The following is a 17,953-nucleotide window of genomic DNA, read 5'->3' on the forward strand; positions in this document are numbered from 1 at the left end:
GAGGGCGGCGCTCAGCGCGCCTCCTGCTCCGCGAAGGCCCGGTCGACCTCGTCGGCGAGGAGTTCGCCGAAGCGGTCGCGCAGGTCGTGGAACCGTGGGTCGCGGGGATTGCGCGGGCGGGGTAGATCCACCGGCACGATGGTCTTCACCCGGCCGGGACGGGCGGTGAACACGACGACCCGATCGGCCAGCGCCACCGCCTCGTCGATCGAATGCGTGACGAGGACGATGGAGGCGCCGCTGTCGCGCCAGATCTGGAGCAGGAAATCCTGCATCTTGGCGCGGGTCTGGACGTCGAGGGCCGCGAAGGGCTCGTCCATCATGAGGACCTTCGGGCGCATGGCGAGCGCCCGGGCGCAGGCGGCGCGCTGGCGCATGCCCCCGGAGAGCTCGTCCGGCTTCTTGTCCATCATGTCGGCGAGGCCAACCCGCCGCAGCATCTCGGCGGCAATCTCCCGGCGCTTCAGCTTCTGGACCGCGCCGATGGAGAGGCCGAAGGCGACGTTGTCGAGGATCGTCAGCCAGGGGAACAGCGAGGCGTCCTGGAAGATGAGGCCGCGCTCGGCCGACGGCCCCGCGATCGGCAGGCCGTCCGCCTCCATCATGCCGGCGCTCGCCGGCTCAAGCCCGGCGATCATGTAGAGCAGCGTCGACTTCCCGCAGCCGGAGGGGCCGAGGAAGACCACGAACTCGCCGGGGGCGATGTCGAGGTCGATGTCGCGCAGGGCCTGGACGGGGCTGCGGCCGGCGGGCGACCAGGTCTTGCCGACACCCGACAGGTGCACGGCGGGGCGGCGGAGCGAAGGGCTTGGGACCGGAGCGTTCATCGACCGCCTCCCTGGGGGGCGATCCACCACAGCATCCGGGCCTGGACTTGGCGCAAAGCCCAGTCGAAGCCGAAGCCGAGCAGGCCGATGATCGCCATGGTGAAGAAACTGAGGCGGGCGTTGAAGGTCGAGCGGGCGAGCGAGACGATCTGCCCGAGGCCGCTGCCGACGCCCACCGCCTCCGCGATCAGCACCACCATCCAGGCGGCGAACAGGTTGAGGCGCAGGGTCATGAACAGCCCCGGCAGGATCGCCGGCAGCACCACGCGGAAGAAGGTCTGGCGGGTATCCGCCCCCATGATGCGGGCGACGTTGAGGTAGGTGACCGGCACCGCTGCGATCTGGGTGCTCGTCGTCAGCGCGATGGTGAAGAACAGGGTGATGAAGACGAGGAAGATCGCCGGCACGTCGCCGATTCCGAAGACGAAGATCGCCACCGGCAGCCAGGCCACCGGCGAGATCGGCGCCAGCAGGAGCACCGTGGGCAGGACGAGGTTGCGGAACAGCCGGACATAGTGGAGCAGCGCGCCCACCAGGACGCCGCCGACGAAGCCGAGGACGAGCCCGACCGTGACCCGCATGGTCGTCCACCCGATGGTGGCGAGGAGCGGCATCACGCCCCCGCCCTCGCTGCGGCTGCCGATCCGGTTGGACCGGTCGAAATACTTCAGGGTCGCGGGCAGGTCGGCGAGGAACAGGTGCGGGGGCGGCAGGAGCAGCGGGTTCAGGAAGCCGAGGGCCCAGAGGGCCTCCCACAGGCCGGCGAACAGGCCGAGCGAGGCGAGGCTCCAGCCGAGGGTCGCCAGACCCGCGCGCAGGCGCGGGTATCGCCGGGGAGCGAAGGGCCGCCCCTGTCCCGGAACCGCCTGCGCGGATTGTGCAGAAACCGGCGCCACTGCGCCGAGTGGAACGTCCGTCGCGGCCATGAGGCTGCCTTTCGGAAGATCGGGAATCGGGTCCGGGAGACGCGGGGTCCGTCAGGCCGATTTCAGCTTCAGCCCGTCATAGAGCGGCCGATTCTCGGCGATGACCTGCTCCATCAGGCTCCAGTCGAAGGCATCGGGTCCGGGCGCCTTCTTGACGTAGCCCATCTCCTTCATCGACTGCCCGCGGGCGATGATGAAGTCGGTCTGGTTGCGCTGATCCGTGCAGACGGGTTGCTTGGCAGAGGCATCGACCGCGGCTTCCATGGTGGTCTTGTAGTAGTTGCCGACGGTGTCCTTCAGCGCCGCAGTGCGATCGGATTCGATCTGAGACTGCGCGGTGAACAGAGCCTTGATCACCGCCCGTACGGTGGCGGGGCTCTTCTCGATCAGCGGTGTCCGGGCCGCCAGGACGCAATCGGAATAGCCGGCGCCGTAGACGTCGGTTCCGTCCGAGAGGAGCGTGGCGCCCTTGCGCGACTGCAGGCACTGCGTGGCGTAGGGCTCGATATGGCAGATCGCATCGACCGCGCCGGCGATGAAGGCCTGGGCCAGCTCCGGTGAGGTATCGAGGTAGCGTACGTCGAGGTCTTGGAAGGTCAGTCCGGCCTTCTTGAGATAGTCGAACGGCAAGACCTCGAGGGTGTCCGCCTGGAAGGTGCCGAGGGTCTTGCCCTTCAGGTCGGCCGCGGACCGGATGCCTTCCCGGGCCACGATCATGCAGCCCTGGACACCCCCGCCGGCGACGATCTTCACCGGGGCACCGGCGTCGTACAGGGTCATGAAGTTCGAGTAGGGGATCATCGACATGTCGACGAGCCCGGCACCGAACATGGTCGTGATCTCGGCGTTCGAGGGCGTCACCACGAAATCCAGGCTGACCCCGTCGCCCTCCGTCAGTTTGCGCTCATGGGCGAGGAACATGCCGAGGTTGCAGAAGCCGGACCCGTGGGTCGCCTTGACGGTGGTCATCGCGCCCGCCGCGGCGGCCGGTGCGACCAGGGCCGCGAGATGGGCCGGCAGCGCGATGGCAGCGCCGGCCGATCCCGCTGCGCGCAGAAGGCCACGCCGGGAGAAGCGTTGAAAGAACAGACCGTCACGTTCGCACATGATGCTCTCCGATCCCGCAGAGGGCGATGACACCGCGACCGTTCGGTCTGCCAGACGCAGGGCTGCATCGAGGAGGGCGTGATGCAGTCGGACCGGGCAGCACCGTCCAGGACGGGCATCGTCGGATGGGCACGCCAACCCATGAGAGCCGATGGCTCTGCGCTGCGCTCCAACTCATGCAAGGCACGCGCCAAGCCGCCTGCGCAGGCCGTTCACCGTCCTATCCGCTCGCCCCATGGAAGATCAATCACGAGAAAACCAATCCAGCTGGGTCTAAGATGCGCGTATCATGCGAGCATTCGCGTTTTTAATCTGGCCAATATTGGAAGAGACCGACATCTTGCGCGTCGATTTCGGTTGCCGGCGACCGCCGGCTCCGCGATCGCAGCGGGGTCCGGCGACGGAGCGAGCCGCCGTCGGCGCCGTCCCATCGGCAGGCCGGGCATGGCATCCCGCCAGGCGCATTGCCTCGCCATCGATTTTCCGCAAGCGAACGGCATTCTCCTCGAGGGCGAACCGGAGCGCATCCACCGATGGAAGACCGTTTTGAGATTGCCGTCGTCGGCCTCGGCGCCATGGGCAGCGCGGCCCTCTACCAGTTGGGCTTGCGCGGGGCGAAGGCGGTCGGCCTCGATCGCTTCGCCCCGCCGCATAGCTCGGGGTCGAGCCACGGCGAGAGCCGCATCACCCGGCAGGCCGTCGGCGAGGGCCGCGACTACGTCCCCTTCGTCCTGGCCTCGCACCGGATCTGGCGGAGCCTGGAAGCGGAGACCGGCGAAACGCTGCTGACGGCCTGCGGCGCTCTCGTGATGGGGCCAGGCACCGGTGTTTCCTCGCATCACGGGAAGCCGGATTTCGTCGGGCGCTCCATCGATGCCGCGCGGGCTTTCGCGATTCCGCACGAGGTTCTCGACGGGCGCGAGGTGGCGCGCCGCTTCCCGCAGTTCCGCAACCTCAGCGGCGAGGAGAGGGCCTATTACGAGCCGGGCGGCGGCTACGTCCGGCCCGAACGCTGCATCGCCGCGCAGCTCCACCGGGCCGGCGCGCTCGGTGCCGAGATCCGCACCGGAACGACGGTGCGATCGATCCTCCAGGAGCCGGGCGGGGTCCGGATCGAGACCGATCGCGGCGTCGTCCAGGCCGATCAGGTGGTGGTCTCCGCCGGGGCCTGGACCGCGCCCCTGCTCGGCGCGCCCTTCACGGACCTGCTCACCGTCAACCGCCAGCTGCTGCACTGGTACGCCCTCGACGACGCCTCGGCCTACGGGTCCGATGCGCCGGTCTTCATCTGGATGCACGGTTCCGGCGACACGGACTACCTCTACGGCTTCCCGCCCCTGCCAGGAGAGATCGCGGTGAAGGTCGCCACCGAGCAGTACGAGACATCGACGCAGGCCGAGGCCCTCGACCGCTTCGTGAGCCCCGCGGAATCCGCCGCGATGCACCGACACCACGTGGCGGGCCGGCTCGCCGGCGCGTCGGCGCGGGTCACCCGGGCCGCCGCCTGCCTCTACACCGTGACGCCCGACCGGGGCTTCATCATCGACCGCCACCCGCGGATGGACCGGGTCCTCGTCGTGTCGGCCTGCTCCGGGCACGGCTTCAAGCACTCGGCCGGCATCGGCGAGGCCGTGGCCGAGGAGATGCTACAGGGCGGCGGGCGCATCGATCTCGCACCTTATTCGCTCGCGCGGTTTGGCTGATCCCCACAGCGATGGCCTGTCGATTGCTTGACCCGATCGGACCCGAGAGGGCAGTCTCCCCGAAGAGCGCGCGTCGAGCCCCGGTCTCGTCTCCGGTCGAGCCGGATGTGCTCAGCAGAAGGTATCCTTCCATGCGCAAGCCGACTTCGACGTTTCTCGGCTCTGGTCTGCTCGCGGCGGCCATCGTGCTGTCCGCTTCCCTGGCGACGGCGGCGGATGGGATCGAGGCGATCAAGCAGCGCGGGACCCTCATCGTCGGCGTGAAGGCGGATTACCGGCCCTTCGGCTTCCGCGATCCGAGCGGGGCGATCATCGGGCTCGAACCGGACCTGGCTGCCGACGTCGCCAAGCGCCTCGGCGTGAAGCTCGAGCTCGTGCCGGTGGTCTCCTCCAACCGGATCGAGTTCCTGCAGCAGGGCAAGGTCGACCTCCTCATCGCCACGCTCTCGGACAAGCCGGAGCGCCGCCGCGTGGTGCAGGCCATCGACCCGCAATACTATTCCGACTTCGTCAACGTGATGCTGCCCAAGAAAGCCGGCATCACCGACTGGGCGCAGCTGAAGGGCAAGCCCCTCTGCGCCACCTCGGGCGCCTGGTACAACAAGGACGTGGCCCGGACCTACGGTGCGGAGATCGTCGCCTTCGACGGCTCCGAGAAGCCGCTCTTCGCGCTCAAGCAGGGCAATTGTCTCGGCTACGTCTACGACCAGAGCATGCTGCAGGGTAAGCTCCTCGACGCCGACTGGAAGGCGGATTACGGGCTGCCGCTAAAGGGCATCCTCGATGCCCCCTGGATGATGGCGGTGGCGCTCGGCAACGGCGCGCTGCAGGCTCTCCTGGAGACGACGACCAAGGACTGGATGAAGTCCGGCTTCATCGTCGAGGAGGAGAAGAAGTGGGGCATCGAGCCGACGGAGTACTCGAAGGCGATGCACGAGAAGTACAAGAACGCGACCAACTGAACCGCGCCGGGCCGAACGACTGGCCGTTTCGAGGAGCACGATGGACGCCGTTCCGAACTGGTTCCGGGGCCTCTACGAGACCACGGGCTACAACTTCACGGTCTTCTACGACCCCTATGATTGGGACCGCTACGTCAACGGCCTGAAGACCACCCTGCTGCTCGCGGTGACGACGATCCTGGCGAGCCTCGTCATCGGCGCCGTGGGAGCGCTTCTGCAGGGCGGCCCATCCCGGCTCCTGCGCGGCCTCGTCAACGGCTTCGTCGTCGTGTTCCGCAATACGCCGCCGCTGGTCCAGATCTTCTTCTTCTACTTCGGGCTCGGCACCCTGCTGCCGGCCACCCAGACCGCCGACGGCCTGCGCGTGCCGCTCCTCGACAACGTGCAGTGGGCCATCGTCTCGCTGGCCCTGTTCGCTGGGGCCTTCAACGTCGAGATCTTCCGCTCGGGCATCGAGGCGGTACCGCGCACCACCGTCGAGGCGGCCGAGTCCCTCGGCTACACCCGGCTCAAGGCCTACCTCTACGTCGTGCTGCCGCTCGCCCTCCGGGTATGCCTGCCGGCCCTGAACAACAACCTGATCAACCTCCTGAAGACCACCACCCTGGCCTACGCCATCGCGGTGCCGGAGACGCTCTACGCGGTGAAGCAGATCTGGTCGGAATCGCAGAACGTGCTGGAGATGATGGTCGTCCTGCTGGCGACCTACGCCGTCCTCGTCGGCGTCCTGGTCTGGCTCATGCACCGCTGGGAGCGGGCCCTGCGGATTCCGGGCTACAGCCGGTGAAGGCGCTGGCGCGGACCCCAGGCGACCTGCCGGTGCTGCTGCCATTCCGGGTCTTGCGCACCCAGGCCCGGTTCACCCTCCGCCCGGTGCAGGCTTGGCTCCTCGGCGCGTGGCTCGCCGGCCTCGTCCTCGTGATGCCGGCCTTTGCGCAGGGGCCCGACGCGGTGCTGTCGCCGCTTCAGGTGATCCTGCGCTGGGCACCGCTGCTGCTCACGGGCTTTGCCTTCAACGTCGCGATCTCGCTCGTGGCGATGCTCCTCGGGACGGGGGCGGGAATCGGGCTGGGCCTCGCCCTGGTCAGCGAGGGGCCGATCCTGCGCCGCGTCGCCTGGGGCCTGACGCAGGTCTTCCGCAACGTGCCCTGGCTGGTGCTGCTGTTCTTCGTGATGTTCCTGGTGCCGTTCCAGGTCACAGTGTTCGGCCTGCGCGTGCCGCTGCCCGACTGGATCAAGGCGACGGTCGGGTTCGCGCTGCCGGTGATGGCCAACGTCGCCGAGATCGTGCGCGGCGCCGTGCGCTCCGTGCCGGCCACCCAGTGGGAGGCGGCCGAATCCCTGGCCTTCACCCGGCGCCAGACGCTGTTCCGCATCATCCTGCCCCAGTGCCTGAAGCGGATGCTGCCCCCCTGGATGAACGTCTACGCCCTGATCGCGATGGCCACCGTCCAGGCCTCGATCGTGGGCGTCACCGAGATGCTGACGCTGACGGCGCAGGTGCACGCGGCGGAAGGGGGCCGGCCCGAGCTGTTCGCGCCGCTCTACGGCTTCGCCCTGCTGTGCTTCTTCCTCTACTGCTACCCGATCGACCGGCTGACCGCTCGCCTGGAGCGGCGGTTCGAGACGGCGTGAGGCCTCCCCTGTCCGATGGTGCGTCCCCGATGTCGCGTGTCCCGCCCGCCGATCGCCCGATCGTGCAGTTGCTCGACGTGCACAAGGCCTTCGGCGAGGCCGAGGTTCTCAAGGGCATCAGCTTCGACGTGCGCCGGGGCGAGGTCGTCTGCATCATCGGGCCGTCGGGCTCGGGCAAGTCGACGCTGATCCGCTGCATCAACGCTCTCGTGCCGGTCACCTCCGGCACCATCCGGGTCGACGGGATCGAGGTGGTCGATACGAAGCTCGACAAGCTGGCCCTGCGCCGCAAGGTCGGCATGGTGTTCCAGCAGTACAACCTGTTTCCGCACAAGACGGCGCTGCAGAACGTCATGATGGCGCCCATCCACGTGCTCGGCCAGGACAAGCGGGAGGTCGAGGCCCGGGCACAGGCGCTCCTCGCCAAGGTGCGGCTCGCCGGCAAGGAGGCGGCCTATCCGGGCGAGATGTCGGGCGGGCAGCAGCAGCGGGTCGCCATCGCCCGCTCGCTGGCGATGCGGCCAGACGTGATGCTGTTCGACGAGGTCACCGCCGCGCTCGATCCCGAGACGGTCAAGGAGGTGCTGGTCACCATCCGCGAACTGTCCGAGGAGGGCATGACCTGCCTCCTCGTCACCCACGAGATGAACTTCGCCCGCGAGGTCGCCGACCACGTCTACTTCACCGATCGCGGCGTCATCGTCGAGCACGGTCCCCCCGAGACCCTGTTCTCCTCCGCGGTTGACCCGCGCACCCGACGATTTCTGTCCCAGGTTCTCTAAGGACCCCTCCGGACGCATCCAGGCAAGCTCGGAGCATCGCCTCCTTGCCCCCTCGGAAAGCGACCGGTTGCTTGCGACCGAGACTGTCGACGACAACGGGGTCGAGCGGGGTCGCGCTCAGCGCCCCTGATTCCTCCTTGGCGCTCCAGCTCGCGGATCTGAGGGCTACCCGATCTCCGTCGAGCGCGTCAGTGCTGCGGAGCCCACCTCGCCCAGGGTTCCCGCGGCGAGAGTGGTGTGAGGCCGAACCCCGACCGCGCCCACCTGTCGTCGATCCGGCGCTGGCGCAGCGAGCCGCCGCCGGCGGTGGGAACGGTGAGGATGGGTGACGAAACCGACCTGTTGGATTGTTCAAGAAGGGAGTTTAGCTTTTGGGCAGTGACCAAGGTGCCGCGAGAGGCTGAACTTCCGGAACAAGCTGGAATAGGCTGAGGCTGATGACAATGAGGAGCCCGAGACCGGCGAAGGCCGCCGGAATGCGGAACATGGACGTCGAGTAAGCAATGAAGAAGCCGAGGCCCCGGTCGGCCGCCACCAGTTCTGCCACGACGGCGCCGACGATCGCCAGCGTCATCGAGGCCCTTAGAGCCGAGAAGATATAGGGCATCGCGAAGGGCAGGCGGATCTGCGTCACCTCCCGATACCGGCCAGCTCTTAGGGAGCGCGACAACTCGACGAGTTCCTCCGGTGTCGCGAGGAGGCCGGTGATCGTCACTACCACAATCGGGAAGAAAGCGATCAGGAACGTGATGAGGATGCGGGCGCCGTCGTTCGGTCCCATCGTAAAGGCCGCGTGCGAGATCAGCGACATGGTTGGCCCCCGTGCGTCCGTGTGAGACGCACGGATCGTGCGCAATTCGCTGCTTGAGTGGAACACGCGTTCGGTCGATCCGGGAACGATATTCAGACGAAGAGGGAGTGTCCGATGACCACCGCGCTCGACCACGAGAAACTGCTTCGCATCGCTATCGCGGAGTCACGCAAAGCTCGCGAGAGCGGCGTTCATCCCTTTGCGTCGATCCTGGTTGGAGCGGAGGGCGAGGTGCTGATGACCCAGCATAACGCCTACGAGCCGGATCACGACATGACGGGACACGCCGAGCGCGTGCTGATGACTCGGGCCTCGACGACCCTGCCGCGGGAACTCCTGGCCAACTGCACAATCTACACGTCGGCCGAGCCCTGTGCGATGTGCGCGGGCGCGAGCTACTGGACCGGCCTGAAGCAGGTTGTCTACGGGATGTCCCAGGCTGACCTGAAGGCGATCACTGGGAACCACCTGGAGAACCCGACCCTCGACCTGCCATGCCGGACCGTGTTCGCGGCCGGACAGCGTGTGGTCAAAGTCATCGGACCCATGCTCGAAGAGGAAGCCGCTCGGGTGCACGACGGTGCATGGGATTGAGGACGTGCGATCTCGGGCGCCGACACCACGGATCGCCAGGAACACAAGGCCTGGGACGCGAGACGCGCAGGCCGATCTGAGCGAAGAAAACAGCACTGTACCGTATAGAGCGGAAAGAAGGGATCACAACCGTCGAGCCCCTGAAGGCGCATCCTCAGTTAACCGATCGCTTCCTGATGCCGCGGTTCTCGTCTTCGCCCGGGCGCTGCGCCTCAACGGCCGCCAGCATCTGGCGCAACTCCTCCGCAACCCGACTCTGCACCGGATCGATCGGCGCCGTGCGGCGTGCGATGAGACGCAGTTCCTGGCTCTGTAGACCGCTGTCGCGCAGATGCGAGAACACCATCTCGCCGCGCGCCACCTCAACATTGGTTTCGATCTCGCTAAGGAACGCCACGGTTTCGCCCAGGCCCACCGAGCGTTTCAGCAGTTCGATCGAGTTCGTCTCGGCGATGGACTCAACCCCGATCATCGAGCGCTCGAACGCCTCAGCAAGGAAGGCGCCGATGGTGACGGAGCGGTCGGGGATCACCATCGGGTAGCCAATGCAGTCGGACAGCGAGACGGATCCGCCGGCGCAGCGCAGCGCCAGGGCGTGACCGGGAGCTGTGACGACGCCGATGCGGGACGTGGTGCGGGCGAGGACGCGCAGCTTCGGATCGGACGGCATCTGGTAGCCGAGGCCGAGATCGGCCTCCGCGTTGATCACCGCGCTCACCACGTCGTCGCGCGGCATCGCCCGCACCACGAGCTTCACGTAGGGCTGGTTGGCCCACATCCAGTGCAGCAGCGGCGGCATCAGCGTATTGGAGAGGCCGCTCATGGTGGCGATGCGCACGAGGCCGCGCCGCTGCCCCTGCAGGTCGATGAAGCGCGAGCGCAGCTCCGCGTGGTCCCGCAGGGTTTGGCGCACATGGGCGATCAGCAACTCGCCCGCAACGGTCGGCCGCATGCGCCGCGGCAAGCGCTCGAAAAGCTGAACGCCGAACTCGGCCTCCAGAGCCAGGATCTGCCGGTTGATGGACGAGGCGGCGATGCCGAGCCGATCCGCCGCCCGGCGGATCGAGCCCGTGCGGGCCACCTCGTCGAGATAGCCGAGCATGCGCGCGTGGAGCATCCGGGTTCCGTTGCGTTCTAGGCATCACCAGAGGCTCTTTTTAATGCTTCTCAAAGAGCGGGCAAGACGGCCAGATCACGGCGGAATTCCATGGAGACGCAGCTCAGATGGCCTTCGCACTGACCCGCCGCGGCGCCCTCATCGGAGGCGTCTCTGCCGCCCTGCTGGCGGCACCCCGTCGCGCCCGCGCCGCGCCGACGAAGATCCGGTTCCTGACGAGCTGGTTCGCGCAGGCCGAACACGGCGGGTTCTACCAGGCGCTCGCCACAGGCCTCTACGCCCGAGAGGGCCTCGACGTAACGGTTGAGATGGGCGGTCCGCAGGTGAACGGCCTGCAACTGCTCACCGCCGGCAACGCCGATATCGTCATGGGCTACGATATCCAGGTGATGAAGGCAGTCGAGCGCAAGCTGCCCGTCGTCACCGTGGCGGCTTCGTTTCAGTCCGACATGCAGGGCCTGATGACGCATAGGTCGGTCGGCGGGCTCCCGGACCTGAAGGGCCACAAGATTCTCATCGCTTCGTCATCGCACGTCACGTTCTGGCCCTGGCTCAAGCAGCGCTTCGGGTACGTGGACGAACAGGCTGCGCCCTATACCTTCAATCTGCAGCCCTTCCTCGTAGATCCGCAATCAGCGGTACAGGCCTATCCCTCCTCCGAGCCCTTCGAAGCGAAGGCGCAGGGGCAGGACGTCAGGTTCTTCCTCTTCGCCGACGAGGGCTACCCTCCCTACGGCACCACCATGGTCACCTCGCGCGGGCTGGCGGAGAGCAACCCTGATGCCGTCCGTGGCTTCGTGCGCGCCTCGCTCCTCGGCTGGCGCGACTACATGGTCAATCCAGGTCCCGCCAATGCTCTCATCCAGCAGGCGAACCCGAAGATGAACGATGCGCGGATCGCGTACGCGATCGACTGGATGAAGTCCCACGACGTCCTCGGCAGGGGCGAAGCGGCAACGAAGGGCATCGGCACGATGTCGGCCGATCGCTGGAAGCGGACCTACGACTTCATGGTGGACGGAGGTACGCTCCATCACGGGACCGATTGGCAGAAGGCGTTTACGACGCAATTCGTCAACGGCCTCGGCATCCTGCCAGCCTGATCGCGATGAACGCCCATCTCGATCTGGCTCGGCTTAAGCGCCAGACGGCCGTTCCGGCGGTCGAACTCCTCTCAGCCGAGAAGGTGTTCGACAGCGGCGTGCGCGGCCTCGATCCGATCACGCTCAGCATCGAACCCGGCGCGTTCGTCAGTTTGCTCGGCCCCTCCGGCTGCGGCAAGAGCACTCTGCTCAAGCTGATAGCGCGCCTCTACGAGCCGAGTGACGGTCGGATCCTATAGTGGCGCAATGGGTTCGACCAAGTCGGCGAGCCCGGTCGGCGTCTCGCCTTCGTTTTCCAAGAGCCCACGCTGATGCCGTGGGCGCGGGTCGCAGCCAACGTGCGGCTGCCCCTCGACCTCGCCGGCGTGCCCCGGATGGAGGCCGATGCCCGGGTCCGGGCGGCCCTGGCGCAGGTCGATCTGGGGACGTGCGCCGATGCCATGCCGCGCCAGCTCTCAGGCGGGATGCGGATGCGCGTTTCGATCGCGCGCGCCCTCGTGATCGAGCCGGACCTCCTCCTGATGGACGAACCCTTTGGGGCGCTGGACGAATTCACCCGCAACCGCCTCGACGAGGACCTCCTCGCCCTGTCCTGTCTGCGGCGACTCACGACGATCTTCGTCACGCACTCGATCTACGAGGCGGCATTCCTCTCGACCCGGGTCGTCGTGATGGCCGCACGGCCGGGCCGGATCTTCGCCGAGTACCGTGTGGATGAGCCGCAGCCGCGGGACGAGGCGTTCCGGCTGAGCGATGGCTTCGCCGTGCATTGTCGCGCCCTCTCGGCGCTGCTGCACGACGCGTCCCTGGCCAGCCGCGGAGACACCCCATGACGCCTCTCCTGCAGCGTCCGGCGGTCCGCAATGCCCTCGCTCCCGTCGCGGTCGGCCTGGTGATCCTCGTCGCCTGGCAGGCGGCCTGCGCAGCCTGGCACGTGCCGAGCTACCTGTTCCCCGCTCCTACCGACATCGCCGAGAGCCTGGATGCGAATCTCGGCACCCTCCTCCGGGCGCTCGTCCGCACCCTGAAGGTGACGCTCATGGCCTTCCTGGCGGCGACGATCGCCGGCACTCTGATCGCTTTCCTGTTCGTGCAGAGCCGCCTGATCGAGGTCTGCTTCTTTCCCTACGCGATCATGATGCAGGTGACGCCGATCGTCGCCGTTGCGCCCCTGATCATCATACTGGTGAAGGACACCTTCTGGTCGCTCACCGTCTGTGCCACGGTGATCGCGATCTTCCCCGTCATTTCGAACACCACGATCGGCCTGCGCAGCGTCGATCCGGGCCTGCTCAGCTACTTCCGGATGAACAAGGCGAGCCGCTGGCAGGTGCTGACGCGGCTGCGCGTTCCGAGCGCCTTGCCCTTCTTCCTCGCGGGCCTTCGCATCTCCAGTGGACTGGCGCTCATCGGCGCCGTCGTGGCGGAGTTCGTTGCCGGCACGGGCGGGCGCAGTGCCGGCCTCGCCTACGAGATTCTGCAATCGAGCTTCCAGCTCGACATCCCGCGCATGTTCGCCGCGCTGCTACTGATCACCGTGACGGGAGTTCTGCTCTCCGCCTGCATGGCGCTCGTGAGCAGGTCGCTCCTGTCCTGGCATGAGAGCGTTATGGAGGAGGGGCGATGAGCGCGGGAAGGAGCCGGGACGTGGTGATCCGCGGCGCCGTCGGTCTGCTGACGGGCCTGCGCGGCGCGGCGGGCCGGGCCTCCGGAGATGTCCGGATCCGCGACGGCCGCATCGCGGCGATCGGGAGCGTACCCGCGGAGGACGGCGATCAGGTGGTGGATGCCCGCGGCTGCGTCGTCCTGCCGGGCTTCGTCAGCACGCATCATCACCTATTCCAGAGCGTTCTCAAGGCGGTGCCCGCCGGCCTCGATGTTGGTCTCGAGACCTGGCTTCGCCTCGTGCCCTACAGCTACTGGAACCGCCTCGACCAGGAGGCGATGGCGGTGGCCGCCGAGATCGGCCTGGCGGAACTGCTGCTCTCCGGCTGCACGACGGTCTGCGACCACCATTATCTCTTCTCGGACCACTACCGCTTCGATCCGGCCGCCCTGCTGTTCGAGACCGCCTCCCGCTTCGGCGTCCGCTTCACCCTGGCCCGGGGCGGCGGCACCCTCAGCCGCAGCTACGACACGCCCGAGATCGTGCCGACGCCGACCGAGCCCCTGGACCGGATACTGGAGCGGGTGCGCGACCTGAGCGACCGCTACCACGACCCGGCCCCCGACGCCCTGCGCCGGGTGGTGCTGGCCCCCAGCACGCCGACCTGGGCCTGCACCCCGGACGAACTGCGCGCCATGGCGGTGGCGGCCCGCCAGATGGGCATCGGCCTGCATAGCCACCTGTCCGAGACGGGCCACTACGTCGACTACACCCTGGCGACCTACGGGATGCGGCCGGTACACTTCGTCGCCGAGCACGGCTGGATGGGACGGGACGTGTTCTTCGCCCATCTCGTCCATGTCGATCCCGCGGAGGTCGCCCTGCTGGCCGAGACCGGCACCGGGATGGCGCATTGCCCCCAGAGCAATTGCCGGCTCGGATCCGGCATCGCGCCCGCGGTCGAACTCGACCGGGCCGGAGGCCGGGTCTCCCTCGGGGTCGACGGCGCGGCCTCGAACGAGGCCGCCGACATGGTCAGCGAGATGCACTGCGCTTGGCTCGTACACCGGTCGGTGAAGGGCGCCGCTTCGCTTCGCAGCGACGACGTCGTGCGCTGGGCGACGGCGGGCGGCGCCGACATCCTCGGGCTTCCCGCCATCGGCACCCTGGCGATCGGTCAAGCCGCCGACCTCGCGGTCTTCGACCTGACGCATCCCCGCTACGCCGGGCTGCATGATCCCCTCGTGGCGCCGGTGGCCTGCGCGGGTGCCGCGAACCCGCGCCACGTCTTCGTGGCGGGCCGACCCGTCGTCGTCGACGGTGCGATCCCGGGGCTCGACCTAGCCGCCCTGTCGGCCCGGGCCGCCGCCGTGATCCGTCGCCTGTCCGCCTGAGCCACCTTCCCGATCGTTTTTCCCTTCGCGCAGTCACCCTGGCCGGGCGCGAACCAGTCGTTGGAGATGACGACGATGCTCACCACCCAGCAGAACCTCTTTCGCAAGTTCTGGCACGCCTGCATCCCGGTGCACGAGCTCGAGGCCGGCCCGAAGCCCTTCACCCTCATGGGCATCGACATGGTGCTGTTCCTCGGGCCGGACGGCGAGCCCCGGGCCCTTCACGACCGCTGCTGCCACCGCACCGCCCGCCTCTCCAAGGGCTGGTGCGAAAGGGGCAACATCGTCTGCGGCTATCATGGCTGGAGCTATGACGGGACAGGCAACCTCGTCCGCATCCCGCAATACGCCGCCGACCAGCCGCTGCCGAACGTCAAGGTCGACGCCTATTTTTGCATGGCCCGCTACGGCTACGTCTGGGTCTCGATCGAGGAGCCGATCGAGGATCTGTTCGACATCCCCGAAGACCGCGACCCGGCCTTCCGACGCATCTTCCAGTTCTACGAGACCTGGAAGACCGCGCCGATGCGGATGATGGAGAACTCCTTCGATAACGCGCACTTCGCCTTCGTGCACCAGGGTACCTTCGGCGATGCCAGCCAGCCGAAGCCCAAGATCTACGACATCATCGAGACGGATTACGGCTTCTACGCCGGCTCCACGGTGGACATCCTGAACCCGCCCGAGGCGCACGCGATCACCGGCGACACCAACCCGATGACCCAGCGCAAGATGGAGAACCACTGGTACCTGCCGTTCTGCCGGCGGATGGACATGGAGTACCCGAGCGGCATCCGGCACATCATCATCAACTCGGCGACACCGATCGACGACGAGCGCATCCAGCTGATGCAACTCCTCTACCGCAACGACACGGAGGCGGATTGCTCGGCCGAAAAGCTGATCGCCTGGGATCTCAAGATTACCAACGAGGACAAGGCGGTGCTGGAGAGCACCGATCCGGATGCGATCCTCGACCTGACGACCCGGATCGAGAGCCACATGGCCTCCGACCGCCCCGGCATCATCATGCGCAAGCGCCTCCTCGACCTGCTGCACCAGAACGGCGAGGACGAGGTGCGCAGGGCAGCCCCGCCCCCGCCGGCACGGGGCAAGCCCGGCCTGATGCTGAAGGGCCCGGGCGCCACCGGCACCATCCCGGTGGCGATCGCCAAGGTCACCCGCGAGGCCGAGCGCGTCGTCGCCCTCGAGCTCGTCTCCGAGATTGGCGAACTGCCCGCCTTCGAGGCCGGCGCCCATATCGACGTGCACGTGGCCACCGGCATCGTGCGCCAGTACTCCCTCTGCAGCGACCCCGCCGATCCCGGCCGCTACCGTATCGCCGTCCTGCTGGAGGCGGCCTCCCGTGGCGGCTCGCAGACCATCCACGATGCCTTCCATGTCGGCCGGCGCGTCCGGATTACCCGGCCGCGCAACCAGTTCGGCCTCGGCAAGGCAACGCGGCACGTCCTCGTCGCCGGCGGCATCGGCGTGACGCCGCTGATGGCGATGGCGCGGACCCTCTACGCGCAGGGCGCCGACTTCACGCTGCATTACTGCGCCCACAATCGCGCCACGGCCCCCTTCCTGGACGAGCTCGAAGGCGGCCCCTTCGCTCACCGCCTCAGAGTCCATCTCGGAGCCGACCGCGACACGCCGCGCTTCGACCCGCACGCGGTGCTGGCGACCGAGTCGGAAGGGACGCACGTCTATGTCTGCGGGCCGTCCCGGCTGCAGGATGCGGTCGCCTCGGCGTGCAGCGATCTCGCCTGGGCGCCGGAGCGCTTGCACCGCGAGCGGTTCACGGCGGACGTCGACCGCAAGGGCGATCCCTTCACTGTTACGGCCGCTCGCAGCGGCATCATCGTCGAGATCCCGCCCGAGCGCAGCATCGCCCAGATCTTGGCCAAGCACGGGATCGAGATCCCGGTCTCCTGCGAGCAGGGCGTCTGCGGCACTTGCGTCACCCGCGTCCTCGAAGGGACGGTCGACCATCGCGACCTGTTTCTCTCGGAGGCCGAAAAGGCCAGGCACAATCGGCTGACGGTATGCTGCTCCCGCGCCAGCAGGGGCGAGAGCCTCGTGCTCGACGTATAAGCCCGTAGCGCAGGCCCGCCGAGGAGATCGCGCTTATCGGTCGGCGCCCCCGAACGCGTGGCAGACCTGCAACGAATTCGGATGCGCGGCGGATGCGTGCCTCCACTGGCATACCGGTTGCTGCCGCCCGTACGTGCCGCCACAACCCAAGGGACCAACCATGTTTTCGGGACGTTTGGCTGCAGCCGCCGTGTCGCTGACCCTGACAGGGGCTGCTGCGGCCGCCGACCTGAAGTCGGAGAAGGCACCGGTCGCGCCCGCGGAGGTTCCATCCTCGTTCTTCCTGTTCTCGGATACGCAGATGAGCTACCGCTACCAGTTCCCGGCGGCCAACCCGGGCAGCCAGGTGCAGCGGGCCGACGGCAGCTTCCGCAATTAGGACGCGTCCAGGCACATCCTCAATATCTCCCACGCCGATGCCTGGGAATACGGGCGAACTTCTTCTCCCTCGACATCCTGAAGTCGGGCGCCCAGTTCCCCGCCGGCACCGCCAATGCGCCGGGCGGCTTTGCCCAGTACGACTACGGGAACACCGAAGCCTACGGGCTCTACCGCGGCACACTGAGCCTGAACGCGCTCACCGGCACCAAGCCTTCGTGGTGCCGGGCCTCGTCAAGGACGTGTCGCTGGCCTTCGGCTTCGACGCCAATGCGCAGAACGACGCCTTCGGCTCCAAGAAACGCGACGTGGTGGGGGGCCTGAACTTCGCCTTCGACGTGCCGGCGGGCTTCCTCAACGCCTCGGTGCACGCCTACAAGAAATGGAACCGCAACGGCTTCAACCTGGGGCGGACCGCTACACCAGCTTCGACGTCGTGCCGGAGTTCGAGATCGTCTACAACTTTCCGCTGGCCTTCACGGGCCTGCCCCTGAGCATCGCGGGCTTCAACAACATCGTGCTGCCCAAGTGGCGGGGCCAACCCGGCCGCCTTCGCCTTCAACCCGAAGACGGGCCTGGAATTTCTCTCGCGCACCAACCTGGTCCTGGATGTGGACAAGCTGGTCTACAACCAGCCCAACCGGGTCGATGTGTTGATCGGCTTCCAGTACTGGCTCAACAAGTTCGGCAACAGCGAGCGGACCAACTTCAAGGGCACTGAGGAAAAGAGCGTCCTGGCCGGCGTCGCCTTCCACGTGTTCTAGGGAGTTGTCCCGCGCCTCGACGGCGGTCTCACCGATCGACCTCCGCGCAGGCTGCGGGGCCGCTCGGGTCGAGTCACCCAGGGCGCCTCGCGGAAGGTGGCGGCGAAGGCAGAGGGAGGGGCCGAGGAAGATAGGGCTGGGACCGTC

The 17,953-nt window shown here is 67.5% G+C and carries 15 protein-coding genes and 2 pseudogenes; 12 read left to right on the forward strand and 5 right to left on the reverse strand.

Annotation, left to right across the window (positions count from 1 at the left end):
• Positions 1-11 precede the first annotated feature (11 nt).
• The 3 genes from ASF18_RS02620 to ASF18_RS02630 are packed head-to-tail and all read right to left on the reverse strand — an operon-like array spanning position 12 to position 2,860.
• Positions 12-827 carry an ABC transporter ATP-binding protein gene (locus tag ASF18_RS02620; protein WP_056349139.1) on the reverse strand — a complete coding sequence of 272 codons (816 nt, stop codon included), beginning with the start codon at positions 825-827 and terminating at the stop codon, positions 12-14.
• Positions 824-1,753, reverse strand: coding sequence for an ABC transporter permease subunit (locus tag ASF18_RS02625; RefSeq protein ID WP_056349142.1), 930 nt, complete (start codon positions 1,751-1,753; stop codon positions 824-826). The genes ASF18_RS02620 and ASF18_RS02625 overlap by 4 nt, the downstream gene beginning before the upstream one ends.
• Positions 1,754-1,804: 51 nt before the next feature.
• Positions 1,805-2,860: an ABC transporter substrate-binding protein gene (locus ASF18_RS02630; protein WP_056349145.1), complete on the reverse strand. Its 1,056-nt coding sequence runs from the start codon at positions 2,858-2,860 to the stop codon at positions 1,805-1,807.
• A 533-nt stretch (positions 2,861-3,393) separates the two neighbouring features.
• On the opposite strand from ASF18_RS02630, the gene solA reads away from it, so the two are divergent.
• The 5 genes from solA to ASF18_RS02655 all read left to right on the forward strand — a co-directional run bounded on the left by solA (position 3,394) and on the right by ASF18_RS02655 (position 7,942).
• The gene (gene solA / locus ASF18_RS02635; protein WP_056349148.1) at positions 3,394-4,563 is read left to right on the forward strand and encodes an N-methyl-L-tryptophan oxidase; all 1,170 of its coding nucleotides are present in this window, start codon (positions 3,394-3,396) and stop codon (positions 4,561-4,563) included.
• Positions 4,564-4,694: 131 nt separating this feature from the next.
• Complete coding sequence (locus ASF18_RS02640; protein WP_056349151.1) at positions 4,695-5,525, forward strand: transporter substrate-binding domain-containing protein; 831 nt, start codon at positions 4,695-4,697, stop codon at positions 5,523-5,525.
• Between the two features lie 40 nt (positions 5,526-5,565).
• Positions 5,566-6,312: an amino acid ABC transporter permease gene (locus tag ASF18_RS02645; protein ID WP_056349154.1), complete on the forward strand. Its 747-nt coding sequence runs from the start codon at positions 5,566-5,568 to the stop codon at positions 6,310-6,312.
• The gene (locus ASF18_RS02650) at positions 6,309-7,160 is read left to right on the forward strand and encodes an amino acid ABC transporter permease (RefSeq protein WP_056349157.1); all 852 of its coding nucleotides are present in this window, start codon (positions 6,309-6,311) and stop codon (positions 7,158-7,160) included. Before ASF18_RS02645 ends, ASF18_RS02650 begins: the two co-directional genes overlap by 4 nt.
• A 29-nt stretch (positions 7,161-7,189) precedes the next feature.
• Entirely contained in the window at positions 7,190-7,942 is a 753-nt protein-coding gene (locus ASF18_RS02655; RefSeq protein WP_056349160.1) for an amino acid ABC transporter ATP-binding protein, read from the forward strand.
• Positions 7,943-8,306: 364 nt separating this feature from the next.
• Here ASF18_RS02655 and ASF18_RS02660 read toward each other — a convergent pair whose 3' ends face one another.
• Complete coding sequence (locus ASF18_RS02660) at positions 8,307-8,753, reverse strand: ABC transporter permease subunit (protein ID WP_056349163.1); 447 nt, start codon at positions 8,751-8,753, stop codon at positions 8,307-8,309.
• Positions 8,754-8,867: 114 nt separating this feature from the next.
• Between ASF18_RS02660 and ASF18_RS02665 the strand changes: the two genes are divergently transcribed.
• Positions 8,868-9,347 carry a nucleoside deaminase gene (locus ASF18_RS02665; RefSeq protein WP_056349167.1) on the forward strand — a complete coding sequence of 160 codons (480 nt, stop codon included), beginning with the start codon at positions 8,868-8,870 and terminating at the stop codon, positions 9,345-9,347.
• 154 nt (positions 9,348-9,501) lie between these two features.
• On the opposite strand, the gene ASF18_RS02670 is transcribed toward ASF18_RS02665, so the two are convergent.
• Positions 9,502-10,449 carry a LysR family transcriptional regulator gene (locus ASF18_RS02670; RefSeq protein ID WP_162239152.1) on the reverse strand — a complete coding sequence of 316 codons (948 nt, stop codon included), beginning with the start codon at positions 10,447-10,449 and terminating at the stop codon, positions 9,502-9,504.
• Between the two features lie 122 nt (positions 10,450-10,571).
• Between ASF18_RS02670 and ASF18_RS02675 the strand changes: the two genes are divergently transcribed.
• From ASF18_RS02675 to ASF18_RS02700, 6 genes and pseudogenes are all read left to right on the forward strand, one after another.
• A complete protein-coding gene (locus ASF18_RS02675) occupies positions 10,572-11,567 on the forward strand; it encodes an ABC transporter substrate-binding protein (RefSeq protein WP_056349172.1) in 996 nt (331 codons plus the stop codon).
• Between the two features lie 5 nt (positions 11,568-11,572).
• A pseudogene (locus tag ASF18_RS02680) lies at positions 11,573-12,400 on the forward strand (ABC transporter ATP-binding protein).
• A complete protein-coding gene (locus tag ASF18_RS02685; RefSeq protein ID WP_056349175.1) occupies positions 12,397-13,194 on the forward strand; it encodes an ABC transporter permease in 798 nt (265 codons plus the stop codon). The pseudogene ASF18_RS02680 and the gene ASF18_RS02685 overlap by 4 nt, the downstream one beginning before the upstream one ends.
• Positions 13,191-14,567: an amidohydrolase family protein gene (locus ASF18_RS02690; RefSeq protein ID WP_056349178.1), complete on the forward strand. Its 1,377-nt coding sequence runs from the start codon at positions 13,191-13,193 to the stop codon at positions 14,565-14,567. The genes ASF18_RS02685 and ASF18_RS02690 overlap by 4 nt, the downstream gene beginning before the upstream one ends.
• 75 nt (positions 14,568-14,642) lie before the next feature.
• Positions 14,643-16,664 (forward strand): Rieske 2Fe-2S domain-containing protein, encoded by a 2,022-nt coding sequence (locus tag ASF18_RS24470; RefSeq protein ID WP_244472541.1) that lies wholly within the window; start codon positions 14,643-14,645, stop codon positions 16,662-16,664.
• A 160-nt stretch (positions 16,665-16,824) separates the two neighbouring features.
• Positions 16,825-17,806 (forward strand): annotated as a pseudogene (locus ASF18_RS02700) (hypothetical protein).
• The last annotated feature ends 147 nt before the right edge of the window (positions 17,807-17,953 follow it).

Source organism: Methylobacterium sp. Leaf89, assembly GCF_001422215.1.
Taxonomy (GTDB): Bacteria; Pseudomonadota; Alphaproteobacteria; order Rhizobiales; family Beijerinckiaceae; genus Methylobacterium.

Coding starts and splice junctions, on each gene's coding strand:
- ASF18_RS02620 (WP_056349139.1), bottom strand. CDS start 827: ATGAACGCTCCGGTCCCAAGCCCTTCGCTCCGCCGCCCCGCCGTGCAC.
- ASF18_RS24470 (WP_244472541.1), top strand. CDS start 14,643: ATGCTCACCACCCAGCAGAACCTCTTTCGCAAGTTCTGGCACGCCTGC.
- ASF18_RS02690 (WP_056349178.1), top strand. CDS start 13,191: ATGAGCGCGGGAAGGAGCCGGGACGTGGTGATCCGCGGCGCCGTCGGT.
- ASF18_RS02645 (WP_056349154.1), top strand. CDS start 5,566: ATGGACGCCGTTCCGAACTGGTTCCGGGGCCTCTACGAGACCACGGGC.
- ASF18_RS02685 (WP_056349175.1), top strand. CDS start 12,397: ATGACGCCTCTCCTGCAGCGTCCGGCGGTCCGCAATGCCCTCGCTCCC.
- ASF18_RS02675 (WP_056349172.1), top strand. CDS start 10,572: ATGGCCTTCGCACTGACCCGCCGCGGCGCCCTCATCGGAGGCGTCTCT.
- solA (WP_056349148.1), top strand. CDS start 3,394: ATGGAAGACCGTTTTGAGATTGCCGTCGTCGGCCTCGGCGCCATGGGC.
- ASF18_RS02655 (WP_056349160.1), top strand. CDS start 7,190: ATGTCGCGTGTCCCGCCCGCCGATCGCCCGATCGTGCAGTTGCTCGAC.
- ASF18_RS02670 (WP_162239152.1), bottom strand. CDS start 10,449: ATGCTCGGCTATCTCGACGAGGTGGCCCGCACGGGCTCGATCCGCCGG.
- ASF18_RS02640 (WP_056349151.1), top strand. CDS start 4,695: ATGCGCAAGCCGACTTCGACGTTTCTCGGCTCTGGTCTGCTCGCGGCG.
- ASF18_RS02660 (WP_056349163.1), bottom strand. CDS start 8,753: ATGTCGCTGATCTCGCACGCGGCCTTTACGATGGGACCGAACGACGGC.
- ASF18_RS02665 (WP_056349167.1), top strand. CDS start 8,868: ATGACCACCGCGCTCGACCACGAGAAACTGCTTCGCATCGCTATCGCG.
- ASF18_RS02630 (WP_056349145.1), bottom strand. CDS start 2,860: ATGTGCGAACGTGACGGTCTGTTCTTTCAACGCTTCTCCCGGCGTGGC.
- ASF18_RS02625 (WP_056349142.1), bottom strand. CDS start 1,753: ATGGCCGCGACGGACGTTCCACTCGGCGCAGTGGCGCCGGTTTCTGCA.